This is a genomic window from Micropepsis pineolensis (assembly GCF_055392125.1).
The window spans coordinates 2,597,585-2,622,824 of record NZ_AP042408.1; the positions used below are offsets into that span (position 1 = coordinate 2,597,585).

24 protein-coding genes are annotated in these 25,240 nt (G+C 57.4%); 12 read left to right on the forward strand and 12 right to left on the reverse strand.

Features of this window, described 5'->3' with window-relative positions:
* Window positions 1-191: 191 nt before the first annotated feature.
* The 5 genes from rpsT to recF all read left to right on the forward strand — a co-directional run bounded on the left by rpsT (window position 192) and on the right by recF (window position 6,259).
* Window positions 192-455, forward strand: coding sequence for a 30S ribosomal protein S20 (gene rpsT / locus ACZ5RI_RS11540; protein ID WP_464513329.1), 264 nt, complete (start codon window positions 192-194; stop codon window positions 453-455).
* A 792-nt stretch (window positions 456-1,247) separates the two neighbouring features.
* A complete protein-coding gene (dnaA, locus tag ACZ5RI_RS11545) occupies window positions 1,248-2,678 on the forward strand; it encodes a chromosomal replication initiator protein DnaA (protein ID WP_464513330.1) in 1,431 nt (476 codons plus the stop codon).
* 163 nt (window positions 2,679-2,841) lie between these two features.
* Window positions 2,842-3,651 carry an ankyrin repeat domain-containing protein gene (locus ACZ5RI_RS11550; RefSeq protein WP_464513331.1) on the forward strand — a complete coding sequence of 270 codons (810 nt, stop codon included), beginning with the start codon at window positions 2,842-2,844 and terminating at the stop codon, window positions 3,649-3,651.
* 230 nt (window positions 3,652-3,881) lie between these two features.
* Window positions 3,882-5,003: a DNA polymerase III subunit beta gene (dnaN, locus tag ACZ5RI_RS11555; protein ID WP_464513332.1), complete on the forward strand. Its 1,122-nt coding sequence runs from the start codon at window positions 3,882-3,884 to the stop codon at window positions 5,001-5,003.
* The gene (recF, locus tag ACZ5RI_RS11560; protein ID WP_464513333.1) at window positions 5,003-6,259 is read left to right on the forward strand and encodes a DNA replication/repair protein RecF; all 1,257 of its coding nucleotides are present in this window, start codon (window positions 5,003-5,005) and stop codon (window positions 6,257-6,259) included. The genes dnaN and recF overlap by 1 nt, the downstream gene beginning before the upstream one ends.
* Before the next feature lie 264 nt (window positions 6,260-6,523).
* On the opposite strand, the gene ACZ5RI_RS11565 is transcribed toward recF, so the two are convergent.
* On the reverse strand, window positions 6,524-7,681 hold the full coding sequence (locus ACZ5RI_RS11565) for a linear amide C-N hydrolase (RefSeq protein ID WP_464513334.1): 1,158 nt from the start codon (window positions 7,679-7,681) through the stop codon (window positions 6,524-6,526).
* A 225-nt stretch (window positions 7,682-7,906) separates the two neighbouring features.
* Window positions 7,907-8,284 (reverse strand): TfoX/Sxy family protein, encoded by a 378-nt coding sequence (locus ACZ5RI_RS11570; RefSeq protein WP_464513335.1) that lies wholly within the window; start codon window positions 8,282-8,284, stop codon window positions 7,907-7,909.
* 192 nt (window positions 8,285-8,476) lie between these two features.
* On the opposite strand from ACZ5RI_RS11570, the gene trhA reads away from it, so the two are divergent.
* On the forward strand, window positions 8,477-9,127 hold the full coding sequence (gene trhA, locus ACZ5RI_RS11575) for a PAQR family membrane homeostasis protein TrhA (protein ID WP_464513336.1): 651 nt from the start codon (window positions 8,477-8,479) through the stop codon (window positions 9,125-9,127).
* A gap of 138 nt (window positions 9,128-9,265) precedes the next feature.
* On the forward strand, window positions 9,266-9,685 hold the full coding sequence (locus tag ACZ5RI_RS11580) for a hypothetical protein (RefSeq protein ID WP_464513337.1): 420 nt from the start codon (window positions 9,266-9,268) through the stop codon (window positions 9,683-9,685).
* Window positions 9,686-9,747: 62 nt separating this feature from the next.
* On the opposite strand, the gene ACZ5RI_RS11585 is transcribed toward ACZ5RI_RS11580, so the two are convergent.
* The 4 genes from ACZ5RI_RS11585 to ACZ5RI_RS11600 form a co-directional block, all read right to left on the reverse strand.
* Entirely contained in the window at window positions 9,748-9,978 is a 231-nt protein-coding gene (locus ACZ5RI_RS11585; protein WP_464513338.1) for a hypothetical protein, read from the reverse strand.
* A 149-nt stretch (window positions 9,979-10,127) separates the two neighbouring features.
* Window positions 10,128-12,548 (reverse strand): DNA topoisomerase (ATP-hydrolyzing) subunit B, encoded by a 2,421-nt coding sequence (gene gyrB / locus ACZ5RI_RS11590; RefSeq protein WP_464513339.1) that lies wholly within the window; start codon window positions 12,546-12,548, stop codon window positions 10,128-10,130.
* Window positions 12,549-12,601: 53 nt separating this feature from the next.
* The gene (locus ACZ5RI_RS11595; RefSeq protein ID WP_464513340.1) at window positions 12,602-13,210 is read right to left on the reverse strand and encodes a LysE family translocator; all 609 of its coding nucleotides are present in this window, start codon (window positions 13,208-13,210) and stop codon (window positions 12,602-12,604) included.
* Entirely contained in the window at window positions 13,210-13,818 is a 609-nt protein-coding gene (locus ACZ5RI_RS11600) for a LysE family translocator (RefSeq protein WP_464513341.1), read from the reverse strand. The genes ACZ5RI_RS11595 and ACZ5RI_RS11600 overlap by 1 nt, the downstream gene beginning before the upstream one ends.
* 189 nt (window positions 13,819-14,007) lie before the next feature.
* Here ACZ5RI_RS11600 and ACZ5RI_RS11605 point away from each other — a divergent pair, with 189 nt between their 5' ends.
* The 3 genes from ACZ5RI_RS11605 to ACZ5RI_RS11615 all read left to right on the forward strand — a co-directional run bounded on the left by ACZ5RI_RS11605 (window position 14,008) and on the right by ACZ5RI_RS11615 (window position 16,431).
* Window positions 14,008-14,625: a hypothetical protein gene (locus ACZ5RI_RS11605; RefSeq protein WP_464513342.1), complete on the forward strand. Its 618-nt coding sequence runs from the start codon at window positions 14,008-14,010 to the stop codon at window positions 14,623-14,625.
* Window positions 14,626-15,044: 419 nt separating this feature from the next.
* The gene (locus ACZ5RI_RS11610) at window positions 15,045-15,497 is read left to right on the forward strand and encodes a hypothetical protein (protein WP_464513343.1); all 453 of its coding nucleotides are present in this window, start codon (window positions 15,045-15,047) and stop codon (window positions 15,495-15,497) included.
* Window positions 15,498-15,555: 58 nt separating this feature from the next.
* Window positions 15,556-16,431, forward strand: coding sequence for a DMT family transporter (locus tag ACZ5RI_RS11615; protein ID WP_464513344.1), 876 nt, complete (start codon window positions 15,556-15,558; stop codon window positions 16,429-16,431).
* An 86-nt stretch (window positions 16,432-16,517) separates the two neighbouring features.
* On the opposite strand, the gene rpmB is transcribed toward ACZ5RI_RS11615, so the two are convergent.
* On the reverse strand, window positions 16,518-16,829 hold the full coding sequence (rpmB, locus tag ACZ5RI_RS11620; RefSeq protein WP_464513345.1) for a 50S ribosomal protein L28: 312 nt from the start codon (window positions 16,827-16,829) through the stop codon (window positions 16,518-16,520).
* Window positions 16,830-17,012: 183 nt separating this feature from the next.
* Between rpmB and ACZ5RI_RS11625 the strand changes: the two genes are divergently transcribed.
* Window positions 17,013-17,891, forward strand: a complete 879-nt coding sequence (locus tag ACZ5RI_RS11625; RefSeq protein WP_464513346.1) for a DUF3108 domain-containing protein — start codon at window positions 17,013-17,015, stop codon at window positions 17,889-17,891.
* Between the two features lie 70 nt (window positions 17,892-17,961).
* Window positions 17,962-19,959 (forward strand): alpha/beta hydrolase family protein, encoded by a 1,998-nt coding sequence (locus ACZ5RI_RS11630; RefSeq protein WP_464513347.1) that lies wholly within the window; start codon window positions 17,962-17,964, stop codon window positions 19,957-19,959.
* Between the two features lie 52 nt (window positions 19,960-20,011).
* On the opposite strand, the gene ACZ5RI_RS11635 is transcribed toward ACZ5RI_RS11630, so the two are convergent.
* The 5 genes from ACZ5RI_RS11635 to ACZ5RI_RS11655 form a co-directional block, all read right to left on the reverse strand.
* Window positions 20,012-20,884: a 2-dehydropantoate 2-reductase gene (locus tag ACZ5RI_RS11635; protein ID WP_464513348.1), complete on the reverse strand. Its 873-nt coding sequence runs from the start codon at window positions 20,882-20,884 to the stop codon at window positions 20,012-20,014.
* Between the two features lie 57 nt (window positions 20,885-20,941).
* Window positions 20,942-22,009 (reverse strand): class I SAM-dependent RNA methyltransferase, encoded by a 1,068-nt coding sequence (locus ACZ5RI_RS11640; RefSeq protein WP_464513349.1) that lies wholly within the window; start codon window positions 22,007-22,009, stop codon window positions 20,942-20,944.
* Window positions 22,006-22,740, reverse strand: coding sequence for a TlyA family RNA methyltransferase (locus ACZ5RI_RS11645; RefSeq protein WP_464513350.1), 735 nt, complete (start codon window positions 22,738-22,740; stop codon window positions 22,006-22,008). The genes ACZ5RI_RS11640 and ACZ5RI_RS11645 overlap by 4 nt, the downstream gene beginning before the upstream one ends.
* Window positions 22,737-24,659 carry a 1-deoxy-D-xylulose-5-phosphate synthase gene (gene dxs / locus ACZ5RI_RS11650; RefSeq protein ID WP_464513351.1) on the reverse strand — a complete coding sequence of 641 codons (1,923 nt, stop codon included), beginning with the start codon at window positions 24,657-24,659 and terminating at the stop codon, window positions 22,737-22,739. The genes ACZ5RI_RS11645 and dxs overlap by 4 nt, the downstream gene beginning before the upstream one ends.
* A 218-nt stretch (window positions 24,660-24,877) precedes the next feature.
* Window positions 24,878-25,123: an exodeoxyribonuclease VII small subunit gene (locus tag ACZ5RI_RS11655; protein ID WP_464513352.1), complete on the reverse strand. Its 246-nt coding sequence runs from the start codon at window positions 25,121-25,123 to the stop codon at window positions 24,878-24,880.
* Window positions 25,124-25,240: the final 117 nt, after the last annotated feature.

The window sequence follows — 25,240 nt, forward strand, 5'->3', positions numbered from 1 at the left end:
TCCTCTTGTGTTAAGATCGCGGCCAGCCCTGACGGAAAAGCCGGCCAGGCCCGCACCCCTTTGGGGCCGAACCAGCTGGGGCGAGAGATTACCGGCAGGCAGATGGATCTGTCTGCAAGAAAATCAGCAATTGACCAGACGCTTTACCATCGTTACAACCCCCAACCTCAACGGATCATGTAGGAAAGCCTATGCCTAATATCGCCTCCGCCAAAAAGCGCGTCAGCACAGCGGCCAAACGCACAATTATTAATCACTCCCGCAAGATGCGCATCGGTACCTTCGTGCGCAAAGTCGAGGAAGCTATTGTTTCCGGCGACAAAGCTGCGGCGGTGACGGCTATGAAGGCTGCCGAGCCTGAAATCATGCGTGGCGTCACCAAAGGCGTGCTGCACAAGAACACCGGCGCCCGCAAGGTTGCCCGCTTGACCAAGCGCGTCTCCAAGCTGTCGTAATCCTTAAGCTAATACGACGACACTCCTACGCCCCGCTGCCAAGATTTTGGCAGCGGTAGGCGTGTTTTGTCATTTATCAATTACCTTAACCATCCGTGAATACATTGGGTTTTATTTACAGAATAGCAAAATGTTACATTAACTAGAAATTGTAACACAACCTACAGGCAGTACTTTTGGTTAAGTGACTGATTCGTTTTGCAGAAGTGTCACCGTTCATTTTTCCGTATAAAGAACATACGCTTAGCTACCCACAGGAAAATATTTTTTACGGTTGATTCGTTCCCGTTCCCTTTTTATCCTCTTGCGGTCAGACAGCCATTGCGCATATGTTTGACTTGCGAAGGACGACAAGAGAACAAGTCATGTTGAAGAGAAATACCAATAAAAAACTCCGAAATGACTGTTCTCGTGGGATTTTTCCGTCACGTTCCAGTAAAGTCTCTTAATTACTAAAGTTAACCGTGCAGTAATCGAGCATGTACGGTGCGTGATTTCTATTGGGGGAATGCGATGACGGATACAGGCATTTTCTTGGCGTCACACGGTGATGCCAGAACCGGCGTCATTGCCGGTGTGCAGACCGGGGGCAAATTACAGTCAATGTGAGAATTTTGTGGCGCTTTAGTATCAAGCGCCGAAGGAGGAAGCCGTCATCGGACCGTAAAGGTTCGCGGCCATACGTATCAGTTAAGTAACAGCTTCATCTCAGCACATTCAGCAGCATTACTTCGAATTTCAGCACTGGGGGCATGTCGCGTGATGATGCTTGGCAAAGCAGCGGATAGCATAATGGGACATTTTGTAGGAAAACCGGCCAGTGTAAATTGGCAGAACGTCTGGGGCAGCGCGCGTGAGCGTTTACGCCGCGAACTGGGCGATCCGGTTTTCGATGCCTGGATCAGACCTTTGACGCTGGAAGGTTGCGATCGGGATGAACTTCGGATTGGCGCCACCAAACCCTTCGTACGCAACTGGGTCGCCAACCATTACGTCGCCCGGATTGAGCGCGCCTTCATCGCTGAGGGGGCTGAACCGGCCTCGCTGTCGATTGTTGTGGCTGCCCGCCAGCCCGATGCCAAGCCGGAAATTGTCCGCGCTGCCCCGGTTCAGCTGCGCCCGGTGAGCGTGCCCAACTATACCCCGGCCCCGCCGACGGAAGAACCGCCCACGGCCCAGCAAGGCCTGTGGACCCGGATGCTGCACCCCCAGCAAACCTTTGATACCTTTATCCCCGGCCCGTCGAACGAATTTGGCTACAGTGCGGCCCGCACCTTTGCCGAAGGCCGTGGCAACGAATTTCTCCTGCTCTACATCCACGGCAGCTTTGGCTTTGGCAAAACCCATCTTCTCAATGCTGCGGCGCTGGAATTCCGCCGCCATGACAAGAAGGTGCTGTTCCTGCGCGCCGAAGACTTCATGCGCCATTTCCTGGGTGCGCTTTATCGCAAGGATACTCTGGCCTTCAAAGAAGAGCTGCGCTCGGCCGATGTGCTGATCATCGATGATCTGCAGCATATCTGCCGCTCTTCAGCTACCTCGTCGGAGTTCCTGTTTACCGTCAACGCCTTTGCCGATCTGCAGCGCAAGGTGATCATTGCTGCCGACCGCGCCCCTTCCGCGCTGGAAGGCCTTGGTGCCGATGTCCGCTCGCGCATCATGGGCGGGCTGGCGGTTGAGTTGAAGAAACCCGATCGGGAGACCCGGCTCAATATACTAAAGACACGCGCGGTGGATTTCATGAAGCACCGTCCGACGGTGTCGATCCCCGGCGATATTCTGGAACACATTGCCGAAGCCGATTACTCGCCGCGTGAAATGATTGCCGTGCTGACCAAGCTGTGCACCTATGCCGATCTCACCAAGAAGCCGGTGACGATGGAGATGGCCGACGAGACCATCGGCATGCGTGGTACCGCACCGTCCGCCAAAACCTCGATCGAAGACATTCAGCGCAAAACCGCCGAATTCTATAAGCTTGAAGTGCGTGATTTCCATTCGGCCCAGCGTGCCCGCCGTGTTGCCCGCCCCCGTCAGGTGGCGATGTATCTGGCCCGCAAGCTGACCACCCGCTCGTTGCCCGAAATCGGCCGCCGTTTTGGCGGGCGTGATCATACCACCGTGCTGCATGCCTGCCGCCGCATCGAAGCCTTGTGCAACGAAGACGCGATGTTCAAGCAGGAAGTCGAATTCCTCAGTCAGATGCTGTCCAAGCATCTGTAAGAGATAAAAAATCAGGAACGCCCTAAAAAACGCGGCTCTTTAAGGGCCGCGTTTTTGTTTGCCCGCCTTATACGTCCGCGGCCTAAGATGCGCGCTTGACAGTTGCAAACATCCCTTGTGAAACTCGTGAGATGTTTTTAACCGGCTTCAAGGAGCACAAACGATGCGTAGCACGCGGATGGATGCCAGAGCGGCGGCGATTGTAGTAACGGCGCTTTTGTCCAGTGCAGCCCTGACCGGCGTGGCCGCCCAGGCGGCCCCGGCAGCCAAAACTGCCCCCGTAGCCAAAACCGGCAATGCCGACGCCCAGCTGATTGCAGCGGCCCAGAAGGGTGATCTGGCACAGGTGCATCAGTTGCTGGCCGCCGGTGCCAACGTCAATGCCAAGGCCGCCAATGGCACCACCGCGCTGATGATCGCCGCCCAGTATGGCAAGCGTGACGTGGTCAAGGCGCTGCTCAAAGCCAAGGCCGATGTTGCGATCAAGCGCGCCGATGGTGTCACCGCCCTGTTCTGGGCGGCACAGCTCAATCACGCCGATGTCGTCAAGGATCTGTTGGCCGCCAAGGCCGACCCCAATGCCAAAAACAGCGATGGCGACACGGCTTTATTTGAAGCGACCCAGAATGGCAATCTGGCGCTGGCCCAGGCGCTGATCCACGCCAAGGCCGACGTTAATGCCCAGATGTACAACGGCTATACCCCGCTGATGACTGCGGCGACCGGCGGACAAAGCCCCATTCTCAAGCTGCTCATCGCTTCGCACGCCAATATCAATGCCCGCGCCAAGGATGGCTCAAGCGCGCTGATGCTGGCGTCCTATTCGGGCTATTACGACGTCATCGCCGATCTGATCGAAGCCGGGGCCGACATCAATGCCAAGCGCCCCGATGGCCAAACGGCGCTGAAACTGGCCATTGCCGGGGGCCATAGCGAGCCGATCAAATTGCTGAAGCAGAAGGGCGCCAAGTAAGCCCTCACCTGCAGCGAATCAGCATGACAAGCCAGCCCAAAGACCACCGGATTCCCGCCGGGCGCGTACAACAGCGTTCTAGCCTTATCCGACGGTCTTTGTTATGGTTTCCTACTTTCGAGTCTCGTCACTGTAATGGCACACAGATGCCCCTGCAGGCAGGCGGACCAAAGGCTTCCAAGGCCCCGGAAGGTTTAAGGGGCGGCATTTCGTGAACGGGCGGCAGACCCATGAAGATTAACGTCGAACGGGGCGCATTCCTTAAAGCGCTCGGCCATGTCCAGAGTGTCGTCGAACGGCGCAACACCATCCCGATTCTCTCGAACGTAATGATCGAGGCCAGTCAGGGGCAGATGAAGCTGACCGCGACGGACCTTGATATCGAGATCGTCGAAACCATTCCCGCCGACGTGATCAAGCCCGGCTCGATCACCGCACCAGCGCATATTTTCTATGACATCGTGCGCAAGCTGCCCGATGGTTCGCAGGTTCAGGCCGAACTGTCTGATACCGAAAACAATCGCCTGTCGGTTTCGGCCGGTATGGTGCGCTTTGAGCTGGCCTGCCTGCCCAAGGAAGATTTCCCCCAGATGGCGGCGGGCACACTGCCACACCGTTTCCGCCTGGGTTCGGAAGAGCTGCGCTGCCTGATCGACAAAACGCGCTTTGCCATCTCGACCGAGGAAACCCGGTTTTACCTCAACGGCATTTACGTCCATGCTGCCAAGGATGGCGCACAGCCGACCTTACGTGCGGTGGCGACCGACGGCCATCGTCTGGCCCGCTATGAGCTTGAGCTACCCGAAGGCGCCAGCGATATGCCCGGCGTGATCGTGCCGCGCAAGACGGTGAACGAGCTGTTGCACCTGATCGACGATGTTGAAGGTGCGATTGAAATTGCGCTGTCCGACACCAAGATTCAGTTCTCGCTCGGCGCGGTTGAACTGACCTCGAAGCTGATCGACGGCACCTTCCCCGATTACCAGCGGGTTATCCCGGCGGGTAACGACAAGGTGCTGGTGCTGGATGCCAAGGAATTCGGCCTGGCGGTCGACCGCGTCTCGACTATCTCGGCCGACAAGACCCGCGCCGTGAAGCTGGCGGCATCGACCGACAAGGTGACGCTGTCGGTGGTCAACCCGGAATCGGGCACCGCCACGGAAGAACTGACCGCGACCTATAGCGCCACACCGCTCGAAATCGGTTTCAATGCCCGTTACCTGATCGACATCACCGGCCAGATTGAAGGCAAACAGGTCCGTTTCCTGCTGTCCGACGCCGGTTCGCCCACCGTGATCGAGGATATTGACGATCCCCGCACGCTGTATGTGCTGATGCCGATGCGGGTGTGATGACACCTGACACAGAACCATCTGTAACCGCTGCCGGGGTCGATGCCCCGGCAGTTGCACATCATCACCCCAGCCCTGATCATCCCGGCTCAGATCACCCGGGCCTGGCCGTCAAAGAACTGCGCCTGACCAATTTCCGCTCCTATGGCGATGCGGCCCTGAATGTCAGTGGCCGCCCGGTGGTGCTGGCGGGCGCCAATGGCGCGGGTAAGACCAATGTGCTCGATGCCCTGTCGCTTCTGGCCCCCGGGCGGGGCTTACGCGGGGCCAAGCTGGCCGAACATACCCGCCGCGGCCCGATTGTAACCGGGGATGCCACCGAGGCTGGGGCGACGTTGTGGGCCGTGTCGGCCAGTGTCAGCCGTGGTGCAGAAACCTTTGACATCGGCACGGGCCTGACCATCGGCCCGGGCGGCGGCGAAAAACGCGTTGTACGCCTCAACGGTGCCCCGGCGGCCAGCTCTGCCGACCTTGGTGAGATTGTCCAGATGGTCTGGCTAACCCCTTCCATGGACAGGATTTTTACCGAGGGGGCGAGCGGTCGGCGCAAGTTTCTGGACCGCCTGACGCTGGGTTTTGATGCCGGCCACGCCCGCATCGCCGCCCGCTATGAAACCGCCATGCGGGAACGGGCCCGGCTTCTGAAATACGGCCCGCGCGATCCGGTCTGGCTCGACGGACTGGAGGCGACCATGGCCGAAACCGGCGTCGCGCTGGCCCGGGGCCGGGCGTCGGCGGTTGCCCGGCTCAACGCCATGCTGACGACGCGGCGTGAAGCCGGGGCTTTCCCCGCCGCCGCGCTCAGTCTGGAGGGGGACGCCGACCGGGTGATTGATGAAGCGGGTGATACCGCGCCCCAAATCGTGCGCAAAAAACTGGCGGCCAACCGCATCGGTGATGCCGAGGCCGGACGCACAGGATTTGGCCCGCATTTGAGTGACTTAAGCGTACGCCACACCGCCAAACGGGCCGAGGCGCGCGCCTGCTCCACCGGCGAGCAGAAGGCGCTGCTGATTTCTATCGTGCTGGCCGATGCGTGGGAAATGGCCGCCACCGCCGGTCACCCGGCCCCGGTGCTGCTGCTGGATGAAATAGCCGCCCATCTTGACCGGACGCGGCGCAAAGCCCTGTTCGACGAAGTGCTAGCCCTTGGCGCACAGGCGTGGATCACCGGCACCGACATGGCGCTGTTTGAAGACCTTGTACCCTACGCTGATGTCTTCACGGTCGAAAACAGCCGGTTCACCAGGGGGTAACCCGCGGACAGATCATTACCGGCGACGTTACAACTGTGTAAGTATATTTCAATAACCCGTATTTTATTTGCGCGAAACGCCCTGTTTTCTGTGTTTTTTGCCGGTAAAAAGTTCATCCCGGCATACCAGCCCCACAGACGCGCCGGAACGCACGCCATCTGCCGATGCTGTCACAGAGCTGCTGCGTGGAAGCCGAAAATTTGGTGTGGGTCAGCCTGTAAAAAAAAGCTGCGGCAGCACGTGCCGCCGCAGCCACCGATGCAGTTATTTTGGGGTTATAACACACTGGCTCGGTTTAAATTTTAAATCATCATTCGTCCATTTCAGCTTGTCGGTTACGTCACCCATCAAACCTTTCATAACATCCTCATCCTCGGACAGATCCATCCACGCTCGTTGAAGGGACAGAGCAAAATTAATCTTTTTAAGATCCACCCACATCAAAGCCGGATGGAAAGTCAGATCGACGAAATAGCGCATATCGGTTGGATCGGCGATGGTACGGAAACGGGTTAGCGACGCATACGGAACAAGCGAATTCTCAGTCGTAAAAGGCTGTGCGACATTGCGCATGACAGACTGAAGTTTCAGCACCGTCTCCATGATACTTTGTTCTTCATCTTTTAAACTCAGTGAATTCTTTACCTGAGATATCGGCAGATTGCGCTGCAGGAACGTGGCGCGGACGAACCGATCATCGGAAGCGCTGGTCGCGGGGATCGGCCAGCGCCCACCGAAACCGATATAATTGTGCAGATTGGTTTCCTGATCGGGATATGGTGGCGAGTTTGTCATCACCGCCGGATATTGCGGATTCTTCCATTTAGCCGGATCAGAATTTTCGATATAATAGTAGTGAATCTCGCCATCATTAACGATTTCTATAACGGCGGAATCGCCGCTGGCATCAGCGACCGCTATATGCATAGTGGCGGGCTGATCTCCGTTAGGCCTAGGGATCATGCCGCTTTCGATCTGAAATTTTCCGCTCTTCATCTCATTGATGACAGCTTCGACCGATGTAAAATTATCGAGAAAATATTGCGCACCAAGAGCCAGAGATAATCCCGGCACCCCGGTATCGCAGTGCGCATAAGAGGCTTCGGTCAGCCACAAGGCATTGATCACCAGCCCCTTCTCGTTCATGCCATCGGCCACCCCCATATTGAAGGAACTGATGACGACACTGCCGTATTTTGATGTCCACGTGAATTTACCGCTGCCGAGGCCGGAACGCGTAATATGTCGCGGAAACGCCCATAGCTTAGAATGCATATCCTCAGGCCAATCCATATTGCGGCCAACCACAACTTTCTGATTGGCATCTTTCCACAGCACACGCGAGCAGGCGGCGCCGGGTATAGCCGTGACCATTGCGGCAGCTATCGCCACCGCAGCAAAAAGCAGATGTTTGGTTTTCATGTCGGTTTCTTTCGCAGTCAGAGGAAAACGCAATCACTCACGACGGCGCGACACTAGAATGCGATCACTGGAGAAATATGACTTACGTCAAAAGAGGTGCTGCATCTTTGCTGCTATGGATAACAGCCCCCCCTGCGATGGGTAAATATGATCTGATATTGGGTCAATGCAGCCAAAATGCCGTCAGTTTGCGGCGAACGATAAAATCCGTACAAAGATCATACCTTAGCGGCGCTGACTCGCTCCCTTGCGCCGCACGGGTTTGACGGGGGCGCGGGCAGCCGCCGCCATCCCCAGTCGGGCCCAGCGCAGCATCTCGTCCGGGTCAGCGGGGGCCGCATCCGGAATGGCGTAATAGGACAGCGCCACGGTACGCGGCTCGCCACCCCGGCTGGTCTGATAGGTCAGCGGACGAAGCCCTTCCGCTTCAAACAGCGGGCGGGATATATCATCCACTTTGATGAAGATGGCATCATCATCCACCAGCGCGAACATGCGCCCGGTGTGAAACAGTGCGGTGCAGCCAAACATCCGCCGCGGACTGACCGGCCCAAGCGGTGCGATACTATCCATCAGGTATTCGATAAATTCACGCGGGATCATGTCAGGGCACACCAAATTTCGGCCAAGACTAGCCCATCAGCGCCATGACAGACAGGGGGGAAACGAAGCTGATGCCACCACCCTTACGCAGCGCGTTTTCGTAACAACCCCCTGATGACTGCGGGGATATGCGGCGGCTTTTCAGGAAAATACGATCTGGCAAAAGCCGCAGGCCCTCTATAGTCTGAAACGATGAGCGAACTGGCCCCCGGTATTACGCGCATCCCGGCGCGATCTGAAGAGATTTGCGACGGCGTGGTCCATGCCATCGGTGTGTTGTTCGCCCTTGTGGTCAGCCCGCTTTTGTTGTGGCATGTCAGCGGCCTTGCGGCCCGGATCAGCCTGACGGTGTATTGCTGCGGCCTGATGGCGATGCTGGGGTTTTCAGCGGCCTATAATATGACGCGGCGCGACCACCCTTTGAAGAAAATTCTGCGCCGCATCGATCATGCCGCCATTTTTATCATGATCGCGGCCACCTATACGCCGCTGGCCGTCAACCTGCTGGCCCCGCCCTGGGGCGCGGTGATCCTGATCGCGATATGGTCGTCCGCCATCCTTGGCATGACCATCAAGCTGGCCTTTCCGCATCGCTATGAAAAGACCGGTATTGCACTGTATTTGCTGATGGGCTGGATGGTGGTGGCGGTGATCGTGCCGCTGTACCATGCCATGGTGCCGGTGAATTTCTGGCTGCTGATGGCAGGCTCGGCGGTCTATTCCCTCGGCGTGCTGTTCTTTGTGTTCTATCGGCTGCCCTTTAACCGGGCCATCTGGCATGGACTGGTTCTGTTGGCCGCAGTGCTGCAATTTTCCAGCCTGTGGGGCGAGTTTGCCCGTTAGCATTGGGTGAGGACAACGTGGTTACCATTTAAGGATGATCCATTCGCAGAGTAATAATAAAAAATCGCAGCATCTGCGTATTACTCGACTGATGAGCAACGCTCTAAAGAGTTTCCGCACTGATTTGGGGAGGCTAAATTGGATATAACAAACTGGTTAGTTCCAATTTTTTCGTTACTTGGTGCAGCTATAGGTGCCAGCATAGGGGCATGGTTGCAAAAGCGGTATAGCCAACCAATCGAAGAGCGCAAGCAGCTGGCGCTTCAGAAAGGGCAAGCCTTTACAGATTATTTTCGATCTATAGCCGCATCTGCACACGGTGTGCGCAATAGAGATATTTTATCAGCGGCTGCTGATGCTAAAGTTCGAATTTGTCTCTACGGCTCTTCAGATGTTATCGAACGTTTGAGTAAGTATGATGAGATAGGAGCCAATACAGCCGCCCCTGGAGCTAAAGAGATATTAATCTCCCTGCTCAAATCTATGCGAAAAGATATAGGCGGGGATGAGCTGAGTATTCCCACAAAAACTTTAGAAGTTGTCATGTTTGGCAAGTGAAGTTCAGCCGCCGCATTCTACGCCAAGGCGGGCACTGCCCGCCTTGGCGTACGGCAATAGCCTTATGCCTTCACCGAAAAATGCTGTCTGGCTTCGGCTTCAATGGCATCAAGGTCGGCGCGCATGCCCGCGACGACAGCTTCAACTTCTGCCAGCGTGTGGCATTCCGTACTGAGCGGAAAACTGCCAAAGCACCGGCCGGTAAACACCTGTTTGGCGTTGATGCAGTAGGTATTCTCGTCTTTTTTATTTTGCCATTTCGGCGTCAGTACCAGAATTCCGGCCTTATTCATTTTAGTCTCCGCAGGGTTTTAGAAAATATTTTCAATATACCGGGGCATTATAACAGACTTACTTTCGTTTCGGTTGCGCTATTGACGGTATCGCATAATAAAAAAGGCGGGCTGAGCCCGCCTTTTTTGCATCATGGATGTGTTAAGACTTAAACGTCGAGCGAGGCGTTCAGCGCATTTTCCTGAATGAATTCGCGGCGCGGTTCGACCACTTCGCCCATCAGCTTGGTGAACAGATTGTCGGCATCGTCGGCATGTTCGACCTTGACCCGCAAAAGCGTGCGGGCGTTTTCATCAAGGGTGGTTTCCCACAGCTGCGAGGGGTTCATCTCGCCCAGACCTTTGTAGCGCTGCATCGCGAGGCCCTTGCGGCCCCAGTCGATCACGGCTTTCAACAGCTCGCTCGGCGAGCAGATTTCGAGCACCTCTTCCTTGCGGGTGAGCTTGCCGAATTTTTCGTAATAGGTGCGCAGCTCGTCGGCCAGCTTGCCCAGCTTGCGGGCATCCGAGGAGGCGATCAGATCGCCGTCAATCGCCACCGATTCACGCACACCGCGCAGCTCGCGCCAGAATTTGAGACCGCCATCGGTGGTCGGCTCGCCAAACCAACCTTTTTCGGTTTCGTCGGCCAGCGTGTCGAGACGCGCGGCAATCTTTTGCGCGATCGCCTTGGCCTCGTCCGGGTTGACCAGACGGTCAGGATTGAACGCCCCGGCGATCGCCGCCTGTTCCAGCAGGAAGCGCGAATAATGCGGCGGGAAATTGCCCAAAACCTGCGACACCAGACGGGCCTTGTCGACCAAAGCTGCCAGATCGGCACCGGTCAGCACTTCGCCATTGAACAGGGTGAACGTCGCCCCGGTGAGACCTTCACCGATGAGATATTCTTCGAGCTCTTTTTCGTCCTTGATGTAGCGTTCGGACTTGCCACGCGTCACCTTGTAGAGCGGCGGCTGTGCAATGTAGATGTGGCCGCGTTCAATCAGCTCCGGCATCTGACGATAGAAGAACGTCAACAGCAGCGTGCGAATATGCGCGCCATCGACGTCGGCATCGGTCATGATGATGATCTTGTGATAACGCAGCTTGTCGGCGTTGAATTCCTCGCGCCCGATGCCGGTGCCGAACGCCGTAATCATATTGGCGATTTCCTGGCTGCCCAACATTTTGTCGAAGCGGGCGCGTTCGACGTTGAGGATCTTACCACGCAACGGCAACACCGCCTGATTGGCGCGATGGCGGCCCTGCTTGGCAGAACCACCGGCCGAGTCACCCTCGACCAGGAAAATCTCGCATTTGGTTGGATCGCGTTCCTGACAATCGGCCAGCTTGCCCGGCAGCGACACGCTGTCGAGCGCGCTTTTGCGCCGGGTCAGCTCGCGCGCCTTGCGGGCAGCTTCACGGGCCAGCGCCGCTTCCATCACCTTGCCAACCACGTTGCGGGCTTCGGTGGGATGCTCTTCAAACCACTGACCCAGCTTGTCAGTGACGATATTTTCGACCACCGGGCGCACTTCCGAGGACACCAGCTTGTCCTTGGTCTGCGAGCTGAATTTCGGGTCCGGCACCTTGACCGACAACACGCAGGTCAGACCTTCGCGGCAATCATCGCCCGACAGATCAACCTTGTCTTTTTTGCCGACCATTTCGCCGGCATATTTGGTCACCACGCGGGTCAGCGCGGCGCGGAACCCCGCCAGATGGGTGCCCCCATCACGCTGCGGAATGTTGTTGGTGAAGCACAGCATGTTTTCGTGATAGCTGTCGTTCCAGGTGATCGCCGCTTCGACCGTCATACCGTCGCGCTCGCCCATCATATTGACCGGGGTGGGGATCAGCGAATTCTTGGTACGGTCGACATAGCGCACGAACTGTTCCAGCCCGCCGATATAGTGCAGCTTGACTTCCTTGGGCTCGACCCCGCGCTTGTCGGAAAAATAAATCGTGACGCCGGAATTGAGGAAGGCCAGCTCGCGCAGGCGATGCTCCAGCGTGGCAAAGTCAAATTCGGTCTTGGTGAAGGTGCCGGTGCTGGGCATGAAGGTCACTTCGGTGCCGCGCTTATCGCCATTGGGGCCGACCAGCTTCAGGGGGGCTTCGGCATCGCCATGGCGGAAGCGCATATAATGCTCCTCCCCCTCGCGCCAGATGCGCAGATCAAGCCATTCCGACAGTGCGTTGACCACCGAAACGCCGACGCCATGCAGACCGCCGGAAACCTTGTAGGCGTTCTGTTCGAACTTACCGCCAGCATGCAGCTGGGTCATAATGACCTCGGCCGCCGAAATGCCTTCTTCGGAATGGATGGCGGTGGGAATGCCGCGGCCATTATCGCGCACGGTACAGGAGCCATCCGCGTTGAGGATCACGTCGATGCGGTCGGCAAAGCCGCCCAAAGCCTCGTCGATGGCGTTGTCGACCACCTCGTACACCATGTGGTGCAGGCCCGAACCATCATCGGTGTCGCCGATATACATGCCGGGGCGCTTGCGCACCGCATCCAGTCCCTTCAGCACCTTGATGCTATCGGCGCCATAATCCTGGGATTCCTGATCCGACAAGTCACTCATAGTTCTTAGATCCATTTCTGCGGCGAAAAAGTGTTTTTTCGGCCGTACCAAACTTAACCGGCGGCGATACCGATTCCGGCACCGATCATTACCACGGATGCGGCGCGATTGATGCGTTTGCGTGCCCGCTTATCGGCCAATTTTTCGCGCATGGTTGCGGCGCAGGCCGCATAGGTAAACATGATCGGTGGCATCACCAGAACGCACACCAGCAATAGCTGAAAATATCCGATAAGGCGAATTTGCCCGATATCGACCACCGCCGGCAAGAGGGCGGCGAAAAATGCAATCGCCTTGGGGTTGCCAAGCGAGATGCCCAGTTGCGAGAAGAAGCTCTGCCGGGGGCTTTCGGGGCGAAAAACCAGCGTGGCTTCGACCGGTGCCCGCCAATAGCGCACGCCAAGATAGACCAGATAGGCCCCACCGGCGATTTTAACCAGCAAAAATGCCTTACCCATGCCCTGGGCCAGCACGGCCATGCCCAGCACCGACAAGGTGATGAAGAAGATATGGCTCACCAGCACGCCACCAATGGCGGGTATGGCGGATTTTAAGCCGCTGCCGAGCGAGCGGGCAACAATCGACACCACCCCCGGCCCCGGAACGGCGATGAACATGGCATAGATGCCGCAATAGACCAGAAAGGCGTGCAGATGGAGCATCAGCTGACCGCCACGCCCACCCCTGCCCCAGCCATGATGACGGCGGCCCCCCGGTTTAGGCGGGTGCGGGCCTTGACGCTGGCCAGAACACCGCGCAACCGGGCGGCCAGCGCGGCATAGGTGAGGAAAATCGTCGGGATCAGCACCAATGTTGCCACTGACAGCTGCAAATAGCCGATCAGGCCGACATGGTTGACGTCGATCACCGTGGGCAGCAGCGCGACAAAGAACGCCATCGCCTTGGGGTTACCCAGCGTGACCATCAATTGGGCCGTAAAGCTTTTGCTGGCGGTCTCCGGCTCGATATCGGCCATGTCCTTGACCGGGGCGCGCCAGTAGCACCAGCCCATATAGATCAGATAGGCCGCGCCAGCCAGTTTGACGACCAGAAACAGCCCGCCAAGGGTTTGCGCCAGCACCGCCATGCCGAACGCCGACAGGGTCATATAGATCCAGTCACCCAGCACGGTGCCAAAAGCTGCCGGAATGGCACTGCGAAAACCGCTGCCCAGCGCACGGGCCACAATGGCAATGACGCCGGGTCCGGGAATGGCAATCGCGATGGCGTAAACGCCGCAATAGAGCAGAAAAGCGTGTAAGGAAATCATGGTGTTACAGTGGTGCGGGCGGTGGTCGGTGTCAAGGAGGCGGACAGCATACCTTTTTGCCGGGCAGGCAGAAAATGCCCGGAGAAGGTTGCCCGCGTCCCTTATGGGCGGTGGGGCTGGCCGGAATTCGTGGATTTCCCGCCAGGGTATAATTTGTGCATGAAGCCCCCCCCGAATGATGGGAGCGTCATGATGAGCAATGCATTTTACCTTTCTTTCACGGGTACGCAGTCTGCAGCTTCGTTATCCGCAATGCAGGCCTTTGAAAAACGCTGTGGTGTAGGTGGGCTGGAAAATCTGACCAATGTCGATTTTTCCGGTCTGTTGTCATCCCAGATGCAGGATGATCTGGAAACGATGGAGCAGACCAACCGCATCATCACCGGGCCGGAAGATCTGGCACGGACCTATTTTGAGTATGATGCGATCTCGGCCGAGATCAGTCCGAGAATTGCTGATGGTACCAGCATCCCCTACAGCCTGACGGCAGATGACTATGCCTTCCTGAAACAGGCAACGGGCTATAATTACGTGACGATACAGGGTTACGGTTCAATGTGGCTCGACGACAATGGCAACTACGCGAATATCACCGAGGCGCAGTTCTATCAGTTTGGCGTTCTGGCCGACCGCATTGATACTGCCCGTGGTTTCGGGGAGCTTTCCGGTGGCATAACGCAGGGATTTATCAAACAGGTTATCGCCAATATGAAGCAGTGTAGTTGCGGCATCAGCGCAGAACTGGAAGACCGTCTGTTGAGCCTGTTGCCAGACACGGATTCTGTTTTTCCGCCGCAAACGGTGTAGTTCTGATCTGCAGGGGTGCTTTAAAATCGTGATCCCCGCTGCCGGTATGACAGCGGGGAATGTCCGTACCAATCCTAACGATAGACCAGCCCGCCATCGACCAGAATGCCCTATAACAGCTACGTAATTCGGATGTACTGGCAGAAGACATTCCCACTGCCGTACTAAGTTTTAATTCCTATTCCTTACCATTTTTATCAAATATAAAACAGCTTTTGCCCGCTTGGTAACGGAACGTAGAAATTTTGCCGCTTATACATAAGGCCAAGCACCGAACCGGTCCCCGGTCTTTCAAAGTCGTATCACGTCATCAACTTCATATGTGTTTGGTTCGGAGCGATCCGGGTTGGGCTTTGCCGTAGAACGCGGCCGGAAATGGGTTTTCCGGTTTAGCGCTGGGACACGCTTGGAGACATTGTATGGAAGTGAGCGGAACGGAACATGACGAGCTTCTGACGGCGTATATCCGTGCGCATCGTCCGGCGCGGATTTTCGTTCAGGGCTACAAGGCGGCCTATGCGCTGGTAGCCGTTTGGGAGCACCGGCTTTATCTGGTGTTTGAAGGCGAAGTTGCAGGTCACCACATCCTTGGCGTGCTGCAGGAAGCCGTTAAAGCAGGCTTGCTGCCAGATGATAATTTTTCTGTCCTGGTCAACATGATGACCTTCACCGGAGCACTCGACTGGGCACAGATGGCCAAGATTTCCGATGTCATGCCCACAGGGACCTGCACCACCAACAAGAATGCCTATGTCGTGCGCGACGTCATTACCGCCTCGCTGACCAAGATCAATGCCACGCGCTTTCCACGCACCCAGCATCACGCCTTCCACGATGAAACCAAGGCGCTGGCCTGGCTCGGCTGGGACTGAGACCGAGCTTTGCATGCGCCCGATTGATCGCACCGGGTAAAGCAGTAATAGTGCGGTAATGACACACCCGCCCCACGGCCATCGCATCGGCCTGATCCAGATTCACACCGCCGTTCTGATTGCCAGTGGTGTGGCGTTGTTTGCCAAATATCTGCCAATTGGACCTAGCGGCCTCACCGCAGGCCGCACCGCATTTGGCGCCATCGCGCTGATGCTGTTTGCGTTTGCCACCGGCACGTCGTTGCGCATCCGCGACCGGCGCGATTTATTCCTGCTGATCCTGTCGGGCATATTGCTGGCCACACACTGGTTTGCGTTCTTTCAGTCGATCCAGATTTCCAGCATTGCCGTGGCGCTGATTTCCACCGCGACATTTCCGCTATTCACCACATTCCTGGAACCGCTGTTCTTCCACGAGCGTTTGCGCAAACGCGATATTGTCACCGCGCTGGCCACCTGCGGCGGGCTGGTGCTGGTCGCCCCCGGCTTCGATCTGGCCAACCATGTCACGCAAGGGGCGCTGTGGGGCGTGTTCGCCGCCTTTGCCTATGCCTCGCTCACCCTGCTAAACCGGGGCTATAGCCGGCGCCATGCGGCGGCTACGATCTCGTTTTACCAGCAGGCGGTCGCCGCGCTTTGCGCCCTGCCCTTTGCGTTTTCGGGCTTTGTCGCCATCCCGGCAGGCAGCGTGCTGCATGTCATCGGGCTGCTTATCATCCTGGGTGTGGTGTTCACCGCGCTGGCGCAGGGGCTGGTGGTGGCCAGCCTCAGGGTCATCAAAGCGCAAACCGTCGGCGTGCTGTTCGGGCTCGAGCCGGTCTATGGCAGCCTTTACGCGTTTCTTCTGCTGGGCGAGGTTCCCACCCTGCGCACCGTCATGGGCGGCGCACTGATCATGGCGGCGGGGATCTGGACATCCCTCGCCCGCCGATAAAGCTATACCGGGTCATAACACAAACGAAAACCTCGCCGGCAGCATCTGCCAGCGAGGTATCGAAAACTGTATACGTCAGAAGGACTTTAAGCGGCGGCGGCGACAGGGGCGGCCTTGGCTTCAATCTTCTTGACGATTTTGCGCTTCAGGTCCAGGGCGCGCGGCGACAGCACGTCGGCCTTGGCCTTGAGCAGGAAGGGATCGAGACCACCGATACGATCGAGCGTACGCAGGGTGCTCATGCAGATGCGCAGCTTGAAGCTCGCACCCAGGAGTTCACTGGCCAGCGACACCACCTGCAGGTTCGGACGGTAAATCCGCTTGGTCTTGTTGTTGGCGTGGCTAACGTGATGGCCGACCAACAGGGCTTTTCCGGTCAATTCGCAGCGGCGAGACATGGCATGCATCCTTGAAAGCTAAATAGGCAAAGGAGGCGTCCTAATAAGTGCGGGCGGGCGTAAGGTCAAGGGCAACCACCATCAATTTGAAGAAAAACGCCCTAAATGCACGAAAGGTTAACTTTACAGGCCGATTTGACTGCCTATTGTCGCCTGTGTCACCCTGTTACGAGGCCCAAATCCGTGTCCTATCCCCCCAATACGATTCGCCGTTACAGCCGCGTTGCCGGTTTGGTGCTTAGCTTTACCAGTCTGCTGGCAGCCCCGGCGCTGGCGGCAGGTGGTACCAGCACATCTCAGGGGATGGCTCAGGGGCCGGCCACCAGCCTGGAAATGGCGATGTCACTTTATGCTGGCGGTATAAGCCTGGGTAAGGTCGATATGGACGCCAAGTTTACCGGCACCCCTGCGGCGGGCAAATACCATGTTGTCTCCAACCTGCAGACCAGCGGCGTGGTTAACGTTTTCTGGCAATCGGAGATTCAGGCCACTGCATCGGGCAAGATCGAGGGGCATCTGCTGGCCCCCGAACTCTATGACTCGTTCTATACCGGCCATAACGAGAAGCATCAGGAAGTCGCCCTGACCTATGAAAACGGCTATCCCGCCCGGCTTTATACCAACCCGCCCTATCCGATCAAAGGCTACGAGGTAAAGCCAGAGGAGAAGAAGGGCACGTTCGATCCGCTGTCAGCAATGGTTTACATTGTTTCGGGCGCGGGTGCGGCGGGGAACCCCTGTGCGGTGACCGCCCCGGTGTTCGATGGTCGCCGCCGCTATACGGTGAGCCTGAGCAAGGTCAAGGATATCGAGATCAAGCTCGACAACGGCCTGTACAAAGGCCCCGGCGTACAATGTGAAATCATCTATAAGCAGATTTCCGGCTACAGCCCGCGCGTGCTCAAAGACGCCAACTTCCCCCATGTCTATGCCTGGATCGCCAGCTTCAACGCTGGTGGGCGAACCTTCAATGTGCCGATGCGGGTATGGGCCAAGTCCCCCTATGGCATCGTCGCGGCGGTGACGACCTCGCTTAAAATCAATGGCGCCACACCGAAATAACAACCAAAAGAAGTAGTCGACAGGCATTCCCCTTCCGTCTTACTCTGTGCCTAAAAGAGACGGGGGAATCATGCAATATCGTGTACGCTGCGCGGGAGCTGCCGCGCTGGCCGTGATGTGTTTCACGCTATCGGCACAGAGCCAAGAACAGGGACAAGCGCAATCGGCAACGCCCGCGCCAGTTAACCATCCGCCGATAGAAGCCTTCGCCCAACTGCCGGAACTATCACAGCCAGCCCTGTCGCCCGATGGCAAACATATGGCGGTCATCCGCCCCTACAAGGGGCGTCCTGTTGCGGTCATCTATGATCTGGAACACATAGAACACTTACCAAGTGTCATCCCTTATGACAAAGGTTTCATCTCTGCGGTACAATGGGCGCGCAACAACCGCCTGCTTGTCACCATCACCCAAAATCTCCGGGTCAGAGGGGACGACGTCAACGTCTGGGCCCGATTGATTGCTATCGACAGCGACGGAAAAAATCCGGTCATGCTGCTCAGCAAGATGGATGACAGCAATTATAACTACAACGTCGCAATTATTGATGATTTAAACAGCGACGATCCCGACAGCATCGTTATGCCGCTGACACGGTTTAGCGCCTATGATGGTAAAACCTATCGCGCTCTGTTCACTGTCAACCTGAACAGCGGTTATTCAAGCCCTCTCGTTCAAGGCGGACATGATACCAAAAGGTTCTTCATGGATGGCCATGGCCATGTTGTCGCCAGACTGGATCGGACAGAATCCCCGCTGGCAGAACACCTTTATCTCTACGAAAAGGAAAAATGGGTTGAGACCGCCAGCTTTGGTGCGGAAAGTGGAAGAACGTCAGGCATTGTTGGCCTGAATGAAACCGGTGATGGCTTTGTACGCATCATTACCAGCGAGAATGCGGCACCAACGCTAGCGTTAGAAAATGCACCGCTAACCGACAGCAACAAAGCATCCGTTATTTTTCAGGACCCACGTTACGATATTGACGAAGTCTTGACTGATCCATGGACCGACCGTGCCATCGGCGTCAGTGTTATCGCGGACACACAACAAGATCAGTATTTCAATCCGGAAATGAAGGCATTACAGCGTGGCCTTGAGGCCGCGTTCCCGGGGTTAGCTGTACACGCCGTAACCTGGGATGCCACAAAACAAATGGTTATCGCCGCGGCGGAAGGGCCGCAGATGCCACGCCATTACTTCTTGCTTGACCGCAAAACACATGTCGCCAAATCAATCACCGGAACATATCCGGGGTTGGAAGCCGATCAGCTTGGCAGTGTAAAACCTTATCCCTACAAAGCACGCGACGGGCTCGCCATTCCGGCCTATCTGACCCTACCGCCGGGCAAGGCCCCCGAAGCGTTACCAACGGTCATCATGCCCCATGGCGGGCCGATGGCGCGCGACGCCATGGGATTCGACTGGATGGCACAGTTTCTTGCCAACCGCGGTTACGCCGTGCTGCAACCCAATTTTCGGGGATCATCCGGGTACGGACAGAAATTTGAAGAAGCCGGATATGGCCAGTGGGGCCTGAAGATGCAGGACGATATCACCGACGGGGTGAAGAAGCTTATTGCCGACGGCATTGCCGACCCCAAACGCATCTGCATTGTCGGCGGCTCCTATGGTGGTTATGCCGCATTGGCGGGGGCCGCCTTCACGCCGGAACTTTATGCCTGCGCCGCCAGTTGGGCCGGCGTTACCGACCTGCGTCAATTCTTAAGAACCCGCGCGACAGATTATGGCCAGGATTCCTGGATGATCTCAAGCTGGTCGCATTATATTGGCGACCGCAGCGACGATGCCGACAAACTGGATGCCGTCTCGCCCGCGCTGCATGCCGACAAGATCAGGGCACCAATACTGCTGATGCACGGTACAGACGACAGCACCGTGCGCATTGATCAGAGTGAGGATATGGCCGCTGCGCTCAAAAAAGCGCATAAAACCTATACTTTTATTCCGATTAAAGGCGAGACCCACTATTTTCAAACCGCCGAAAGTCGGGTGCTCTATCTGACCGAGCTGGAAAAATTTCTCAAGGCCAATATCGGTAACTGACGCAAACCCCGTCGCCACGAAATGCTGTGGCGACGGGTTTTTCGCACCATTCTTACGGATCAAGCGCCGCCAGCAGCGGCACCACCGTGGACGAAACCGGTGTGGCAATGCCATATTTAACCGCCTTGCGCACGATAACGCCGTTGCGCGCATTCCATTCCATCGCCCGGCCCGCCATGCGGTCGGCATAGATCGAATTGCTGTTACCCGGCTCGCGATCAGCCTCGGTTAAAAAGGCGGCAACCTGCCGGTCGATCAGATCTGTCGCGATCTTAGCCCCTTCGGCCTGAGCGACAGCGACACATTCGGACAGGATGGCCCGCGCCAATCCGGTAATGCCACGCTTGCGGAACACGCCCATGGTCTGACCGGTCAGCGCCAGAATAGCCCCCGGCGCGTTGACGCACATTTTTGTCCAGGCGGCGGTGATCCAATCCGCCGACACCTGTGCATTTATAAAAGTACCACCAAATAACGCAGCGAATTCCGCACTGGGGGGATCTTCTGGTGCGGTCAGGATAGCGCGGCTGTGCCAGACCACCGTGCCGGGCGCGGTGCGATCCACCGGCAGATTGACCACCACCGGCACCACCGCCGCATCATCGGCGACATAGGGCCGGACGGCCTCGCGATGCTCGACACCATTTTGCAGCACCGCCAGCTTTTCCGCCCCATGTAACCAGGGTGCCGCCGAGGCCACCTGATGGGCTTTGACGCACAGCAGCACCCAATCGGGTTTGCCTTGCTCGCCAGGGTGCAGCACGGTGCGGACGGGATAGGTTTTCACCGCCTCGCCACGTTTTTGCAAAGACAGCTGATCAAAAGGGTGACGCACACAAAACGTAACCTGATGACCAGCCTCGATCAGGGCTGCGCCAACCACGCAGCCAACGGCACCGGCACCGACAATGGCGATCTCGGCCATGATGACCCAGCCCCTTCCTTTCGGATTTCCAGGGGGTAGTCTAGCCGAATTCTTCTTTTACGGGAAGCGCTTGACCGATTTACGAAAGGATGCCGCCAATTCAATATGGTTTGACCACAGGAACTGATCCACCGCGATCAGATCGGTCAGCCGATAGCCGCCCGCGATCAGAATGGCCGCATCGCGGGCAAAACTCGCCGCATCACAGGAAACATAGGCCAGATAGCGCACCGACGACGTGGCCAACACCCTGGCCTGCGCCTCGGCCCCACCCCGTGGCGGATCGAGACAAACACCGTCATAGGCCTTCAGCTCGCGCTCGGTCACCGGCTGCTTGAACAGATTGCGCTTTTCCACCGTAACCGGCTTGAAACCGGGCTGACGTGCCGCCACCGCCAGAGCGGCCAGATGGTCGCCCTCCAGTTCAACGGCATGCACCGAAACCTTTTGCGCCAACGGCAGGCTGAAAGTGCCACAACCGGCAAACAAGTCGGCGACCTTCCTGGCCTTGACCAGTGCGGCCAGAACAAAGCCCTGCAAAGCCTGCTCGCCGGGCAAAGTCGGCTGCAAAAAGGCTTCCGGCGGCAGGGTTACTGCCGCAAGCCCCAGTCGCACCGTTGGAGGGACAAGAGAAATCTGTGCCACGCCATCGCGGCTGAGACGGGCAATTTTCAGCTTCTGTGCCCAGCGGGCCAGCAGCGCCAGCGTCTCTGTATCATTCTTGCGCGCCCAACGCAGCGAGACATCCATGCCGCCGTCCAGCTGGGTCAGCTTCAGTTCGGCACTTTCGCCGTTGTGCAGCAGCTCGTCCAGCATCGCACGCAAACCGCCGATAAAATCGACCAGCGCCGGGGTCAACACCCGGCATTCCGTCATATCGACAATGTCATGGCTGCGGGCGGCATGAAAACCGATTTTGGTGCCGGCCTCGGTTTTGAGTGCCTTCACCGTGGCACGGCGCCGACTTTGCGGCGGCACGATCACCAGATCTTCCACCTCGGCAGCCACGCCGGAACCGGCGAGCGCCGCCGTTACGGCCGCAAGCTTCAGTGCACGATACTCGGTCTGCGACTTATCCTGAAAGGCGCAGCCGCCACACACGCCAAAATGGCGGCAAAGGCTCACGCTTTGACCGCCGCGACGAGGAATTCGGTATTGCCGCCACCGCCCTTGATCGGGCTTTCCATTGTGCCCAGCACCTTCCAACCCGGCTGCGACGACAACCAGGCCGACGTATCATGCACAGTATCTTCCTGCGCCTGTTCGTCGGTGACGATGCCGTTCTTGCCAATCAGCTCACGACCAACCTCGAACTGCGGTTTGATCAGGGCGACCAGAAAGCAACCCGACTGGGCAAAATGCAGCGCCGGGGCCAGTACCAGCTTGAGACCGATAAAGCTGACATCGGCAACAATGCCGTCCAGCGGGCTGGTGACCTGCTCGGCGGTCAGAAAGCGGGCATTAACGCCCTCCAGTTTGACCACGCGCGAATCATGCGCCAGCTTTTCACGCAGCTGACCATGGCCGACATCGACCGCGAAAACCTTATCGGCCCCACGTTCCAGGAGGACCTCGGTGAAACCACCGGTTGACGCACCAATGTCAATACAGACCCGCCCCTGGGGCGAAATCGAGAAATAATCAAGCGCACCAAGTAACTTCAGTGCGCCACGTGAGACATAAGGGTGGGCCCGTTCATAGCTCACGGCGGTACCCGGTTTTATCGTTTGAGATGCTTTTTGCACAGTGTTTCCGTCGATAGAGACCTTCCCGGCATGAATCGCGGCTTGCGCCTCAGCTCGGGTCGAAGCGTAACCATTCTGTACCAGATAAACGTCGGCACGTAAGCCCGTCATGCAATCTGACTGATCGATGCGGCTTCATCTTCACGCCCCAGCGCACTTAACACCGCCGCAGCGATGCCGTTGGCATCAAGCCCTGCATCGGCATACATGCGGGCCTGGGTATCCTGGCACTGGAAACGGTCAGGCAGCGTCAGCGGGCGGAATTTGACCTTGTCGAGCAAGCCTTCCCACGCCAGGAAATGCATCACCTGAGTGGCGAAGCCGCCAATGGCGCCCTCCTCCACCGTCAGCAACACTTCATGTTCACGGGCCAGACGGCGGACCAGATCACGGTCAATCGGCTTGGCAAAGCGGGCGTCGGCCACGGTAACCGGCAGACCATAGGCCGAAAGCTTATCGGCCGCAGCCAATGCCGCTTCCAGACGGGTACCCAGACTGAGGATCGCGATGGAATTACCTTCGCGCACAATCCGGCCCTTACCAATGGCCAGCGGCGTGCCCACAGCCGGGCGCTGCAAGCCCATCCCTTCGCCACGCGGATAGCGCACCACACTGGGGCCATCATCAATCGCGGCCGCGGTGGCCACCATATGCATCAGCTCGTTTTCATCCGACGGCGCCATCGCCACGATACCGGGCAAAGACGTCACAAAGCCAAGATCGAAAGCCCCGGCATGGGTGGCGCCATCGCTGCCGACCAGACCGGCACGGTCAAGGGCAAAGCGCACTGGCAAGGACTGGATCGCCACATCATGGACCAGCTGGTCATAAGCCCGCTGCATAAACGTGGAATATATCGCGCAGAACGGCTTCATCCCCTCGGCTGCCATACCGGCTGCAAAGGTCACCGCATGTTGTTCGGCAATACCAACGTCGAAGAAACGATCCGGGAATTCCTTAGCAAAACGGTCAAGGCCGGTGCCCGACGGCATTGCCGCGGTGATGGCGCAGATGCGCGAATCCCGCTGCGCCTCGGCCACCAGAGCCTCTGAAAACACCTTAGTATAAGACGGTCCGCGCGAGGCCGGGATCTTCTGTTCACCGGTCAGCACGTTGAACTTGTTCACGCCGTGATATTTGTCAGCGCTTTTTTCGGCGGGCGGATAGCCACGCCCCTTCTTGGTGACGACATGCAGCAGGATCGGCCCATTGGGCATATCGCGCACATTCTCAAGCACCGGGATGAGATGGTCGAGATTGTGGCCATCGATCGGGCCGACATAATAGAAACCCAGTTCCTCAAACAGCGTGCCACCAGCCAGAAAGCCACGGGCATATTCTTCGACCTTGCGCACGCGATAGGCCAAGGGTGCCGGTAGTACGCTGGCCGCCTTCTTGGCGAATTTCCGAATCCCGCGGTAGGACCGACTGGAAACCAGGCGGGCCAGATGGGCGCTCAGCGCGCCGACCGGCGGTGCAATCGACATATCATTGTCGTTCAGGATGACGATAAGGCGGGCATCCTGCGCCCCGGCATTATTCATCGCCTCATAGGCCATGCCGGCACTCATCGAACCATCGCCGATGACGCAGACAACATTATGCTTCTCGCCCTGTAGATCGCGGGCAACCGCCAGACCAAGGCTGGCCGATATAGAAGTAGAAGAGTGGCCCGCGCCGAAAACGTCATATTCGCTTTCGCTGCGCTTGGTGAAACCGGAAATCCCGCCACCCTGACGCAGGGTGCGCATACGCGCCCGCCGACCGGTGAGGATTTTATGGGCATAAGCCTGATGGCCAACGTCCCAGACCAGTTTATCGCACGGCGTATTAAAGACGTAATGCAGCGCCACCGTCAGCTCGACCACACCAAGGTTAGACCCCAGATGGCCGCCCGTTACGGAAACCAGATTGATCAGCTCTTTGCGCAGCTCATCTGCCAGCACGCGCAAATCGGCCCGCGACATGGCGCGCAGCTCTTCCGGCGTATTCACTTTATCAAGGTGCGGAGTATTGTTTGTTGCACCCATATTATGTCTCTCCCTACCTGCGCCCGCCAGCAGCGCAAGTCTTGCATTAATAACGTTCCCTTCCCGGCAAGAAAGTCAGACTTTCTCCGAAACAAATCAAGGCTGGGACGGAGGTCAAGCCGGCTGGCCCTATCTGTTTTCCCGATCCGGAACCAGAATGTCACACTTTGATGTCACACTCAGATGTCACAATAGGGGTGATAAGGTGACTTTTTGGTTTAATCAAGGCTGGCTGGCGCGCTAACCGGGGCACCACCAGCACTGCCGACAATTTTTTCAAGGCGTAACGAGGCATCCTTAAGCTTTTCTTCGCAATAGCTTTTCAGGCGCTGCCCGCGTTCGTAGAGTGCAATCGACTCTTCCAGCTCTGCCTGCCCGCGCTCCAGACGTGAAACGATTGATTCGAGCTCGCGCAGCGCCGCCTCGAAACTCGGCATATCTTCGTTTGGTACTATATCGGCCACCGGCACACTCCTGACGCTTCAACGCACACCTTATTACCCTTCAACGTGGCGTCACGCAAAGCCCTCATAATCCCGAATCCCGCCGGGGAGATTCCCTGCACTACGCGATACATTTGG

Bases quoted from the DNA above. Each gene is read 5' to 3' on its own strand.
- rpmB (WP_464513345.1), bottom strand. From the start codon at position 16,829: ATGTCTCGCCGCTGCGAATTGACCGGAAAAGCCCTGTTGGTCGGCCAT.
- ACZ5RI_RS11570 (WP_464513335.1), bottom strand. From the start codon at position 8,284: ATGATCCCGCGTGAATTTATCGAATACCTGATGGATAGTATCGCACCG.
- trhA (WP_464513336.1), top strand. From the start codon at position 8,477: ATGAGCGAACTGGCCCCCGGTATTACGCGCATCCCGGCGCGATCTGAA.
- ACZ5RI_RS11600 (WP_464513341.1), bottom strand. From the start codon at position 13,818: ATGATTTCCTTACACGCTTTTCTGCTCTATTGCGGCGTTTACGCCATC.
- recF (WP_464513333.1), top strand. From the start codon at position 5,003: ATGACACCTGACACAGAACCATCTGTAACCGCTGCCGGGGTCGATGCC.
- ACZ5RI_RS11585 (WP_464513338.1), bottom strand. From the start codon at position 9,978: ATGAATAAGGCCGGAATTCTGGTACTGACGCCGAAATGGCAAAATAAA.
- ACZ5RI_RS11615 (WP_464513344.1), top strand. From the start codon at position 15,556: ATGACACACCCGCCCCACGGCCATCGCATCGGCCTGATCCAGATTCAC.
- dnaA (WP_464513330.1), top strand. From the start codon at position 1,248: ATGGGACATTTTGTAGGAAAACCGGCCAGTGTAAATTGGCAGAACGTC.
- ACZ5RI_RS11630 (WP_464513347.1), top strand. From the start codon at position 17,962: ATGCAATATCGTGTACGCTGCGCGGGAGCTGCCGCGCTGGCCGTGATG.
- ACZ5RI_RS11610 (WP_464513343.1), top strand. From the start codon at position 15,045: ATGGAAGTGAGCGGAACGGAACATGACGAGCTTCTGACGGCGTATATC.
- rpsT (WP_464513329.1), top strand. From the start codon at position 192: ATGCCTAATATCGCCTCCGCCAAAAAGCGCGTCAGCACAGCGGCCAAA.
- ACZ5RI_RS11635 (WP_464513348.1), bottom strand. From the start codon at position 20,884: ATGGCCGAGATCGCCATTGTCGGTGCCGGTGCCGTTGGCTGCGTGGTT.
- ACZ5RI_RS11645 (WP_464513350.1), bottom strand. From the start codon at position 22,740: ATGACGGGCTTACGTGCCGACGTTTATCTGGTACAGAATGGTTACGCT.
- ACZ5RI_RS11550 (WP_464513331.1), top strand. From the start codon at position 2,842: ATGCGTAGCACGCGGATGGATGCCAGAGCGGCGGCGATTGTAGTAACG.
- dxs (WP_464513351.1), bottom strand. From the start codon at position 24,659: ATGGGTGCAACAAACAATACTCCGCACCTTGATAAAGTGAATACGCCG.
- ACZ5RI_RS11565 (WP_464513334.1), bottom strand. From the start codon at position 7,681: ATGAAAACCAAACATCTGCTTTTTGCTGCGGTGGCGATAGCTGCCGCA.
- gyrB (WP_464513339.1), bottom strand. From the start codon at position 12,548: ATGAGTGACTTGTCGGATCAGGAATCCCAGGATTATGGCGCCGATAGC.
- ACZ5RI_RS11595 (WP_464513340.1), bottom strand. From the start codon at position 13,210: ATGCTCCATCTGCACGCCTTTCTGGTCTATTGCGGCATCTATGCCATG.
- ACZ5RI_RS11605 (WP_464513342.1), top strand. From the start codon at position 14,008: ATGATGAGCAATGCATTTTACCTTTCTTTCACGGGTACGCAGTCTGCA.
- dnaN (WP_464513332.1), top strand. From the start codon at position 3,882: ATGAAGATTAACGTCGAACGGGGCGCATTCCTTAAAGCGCTCGGCCAT.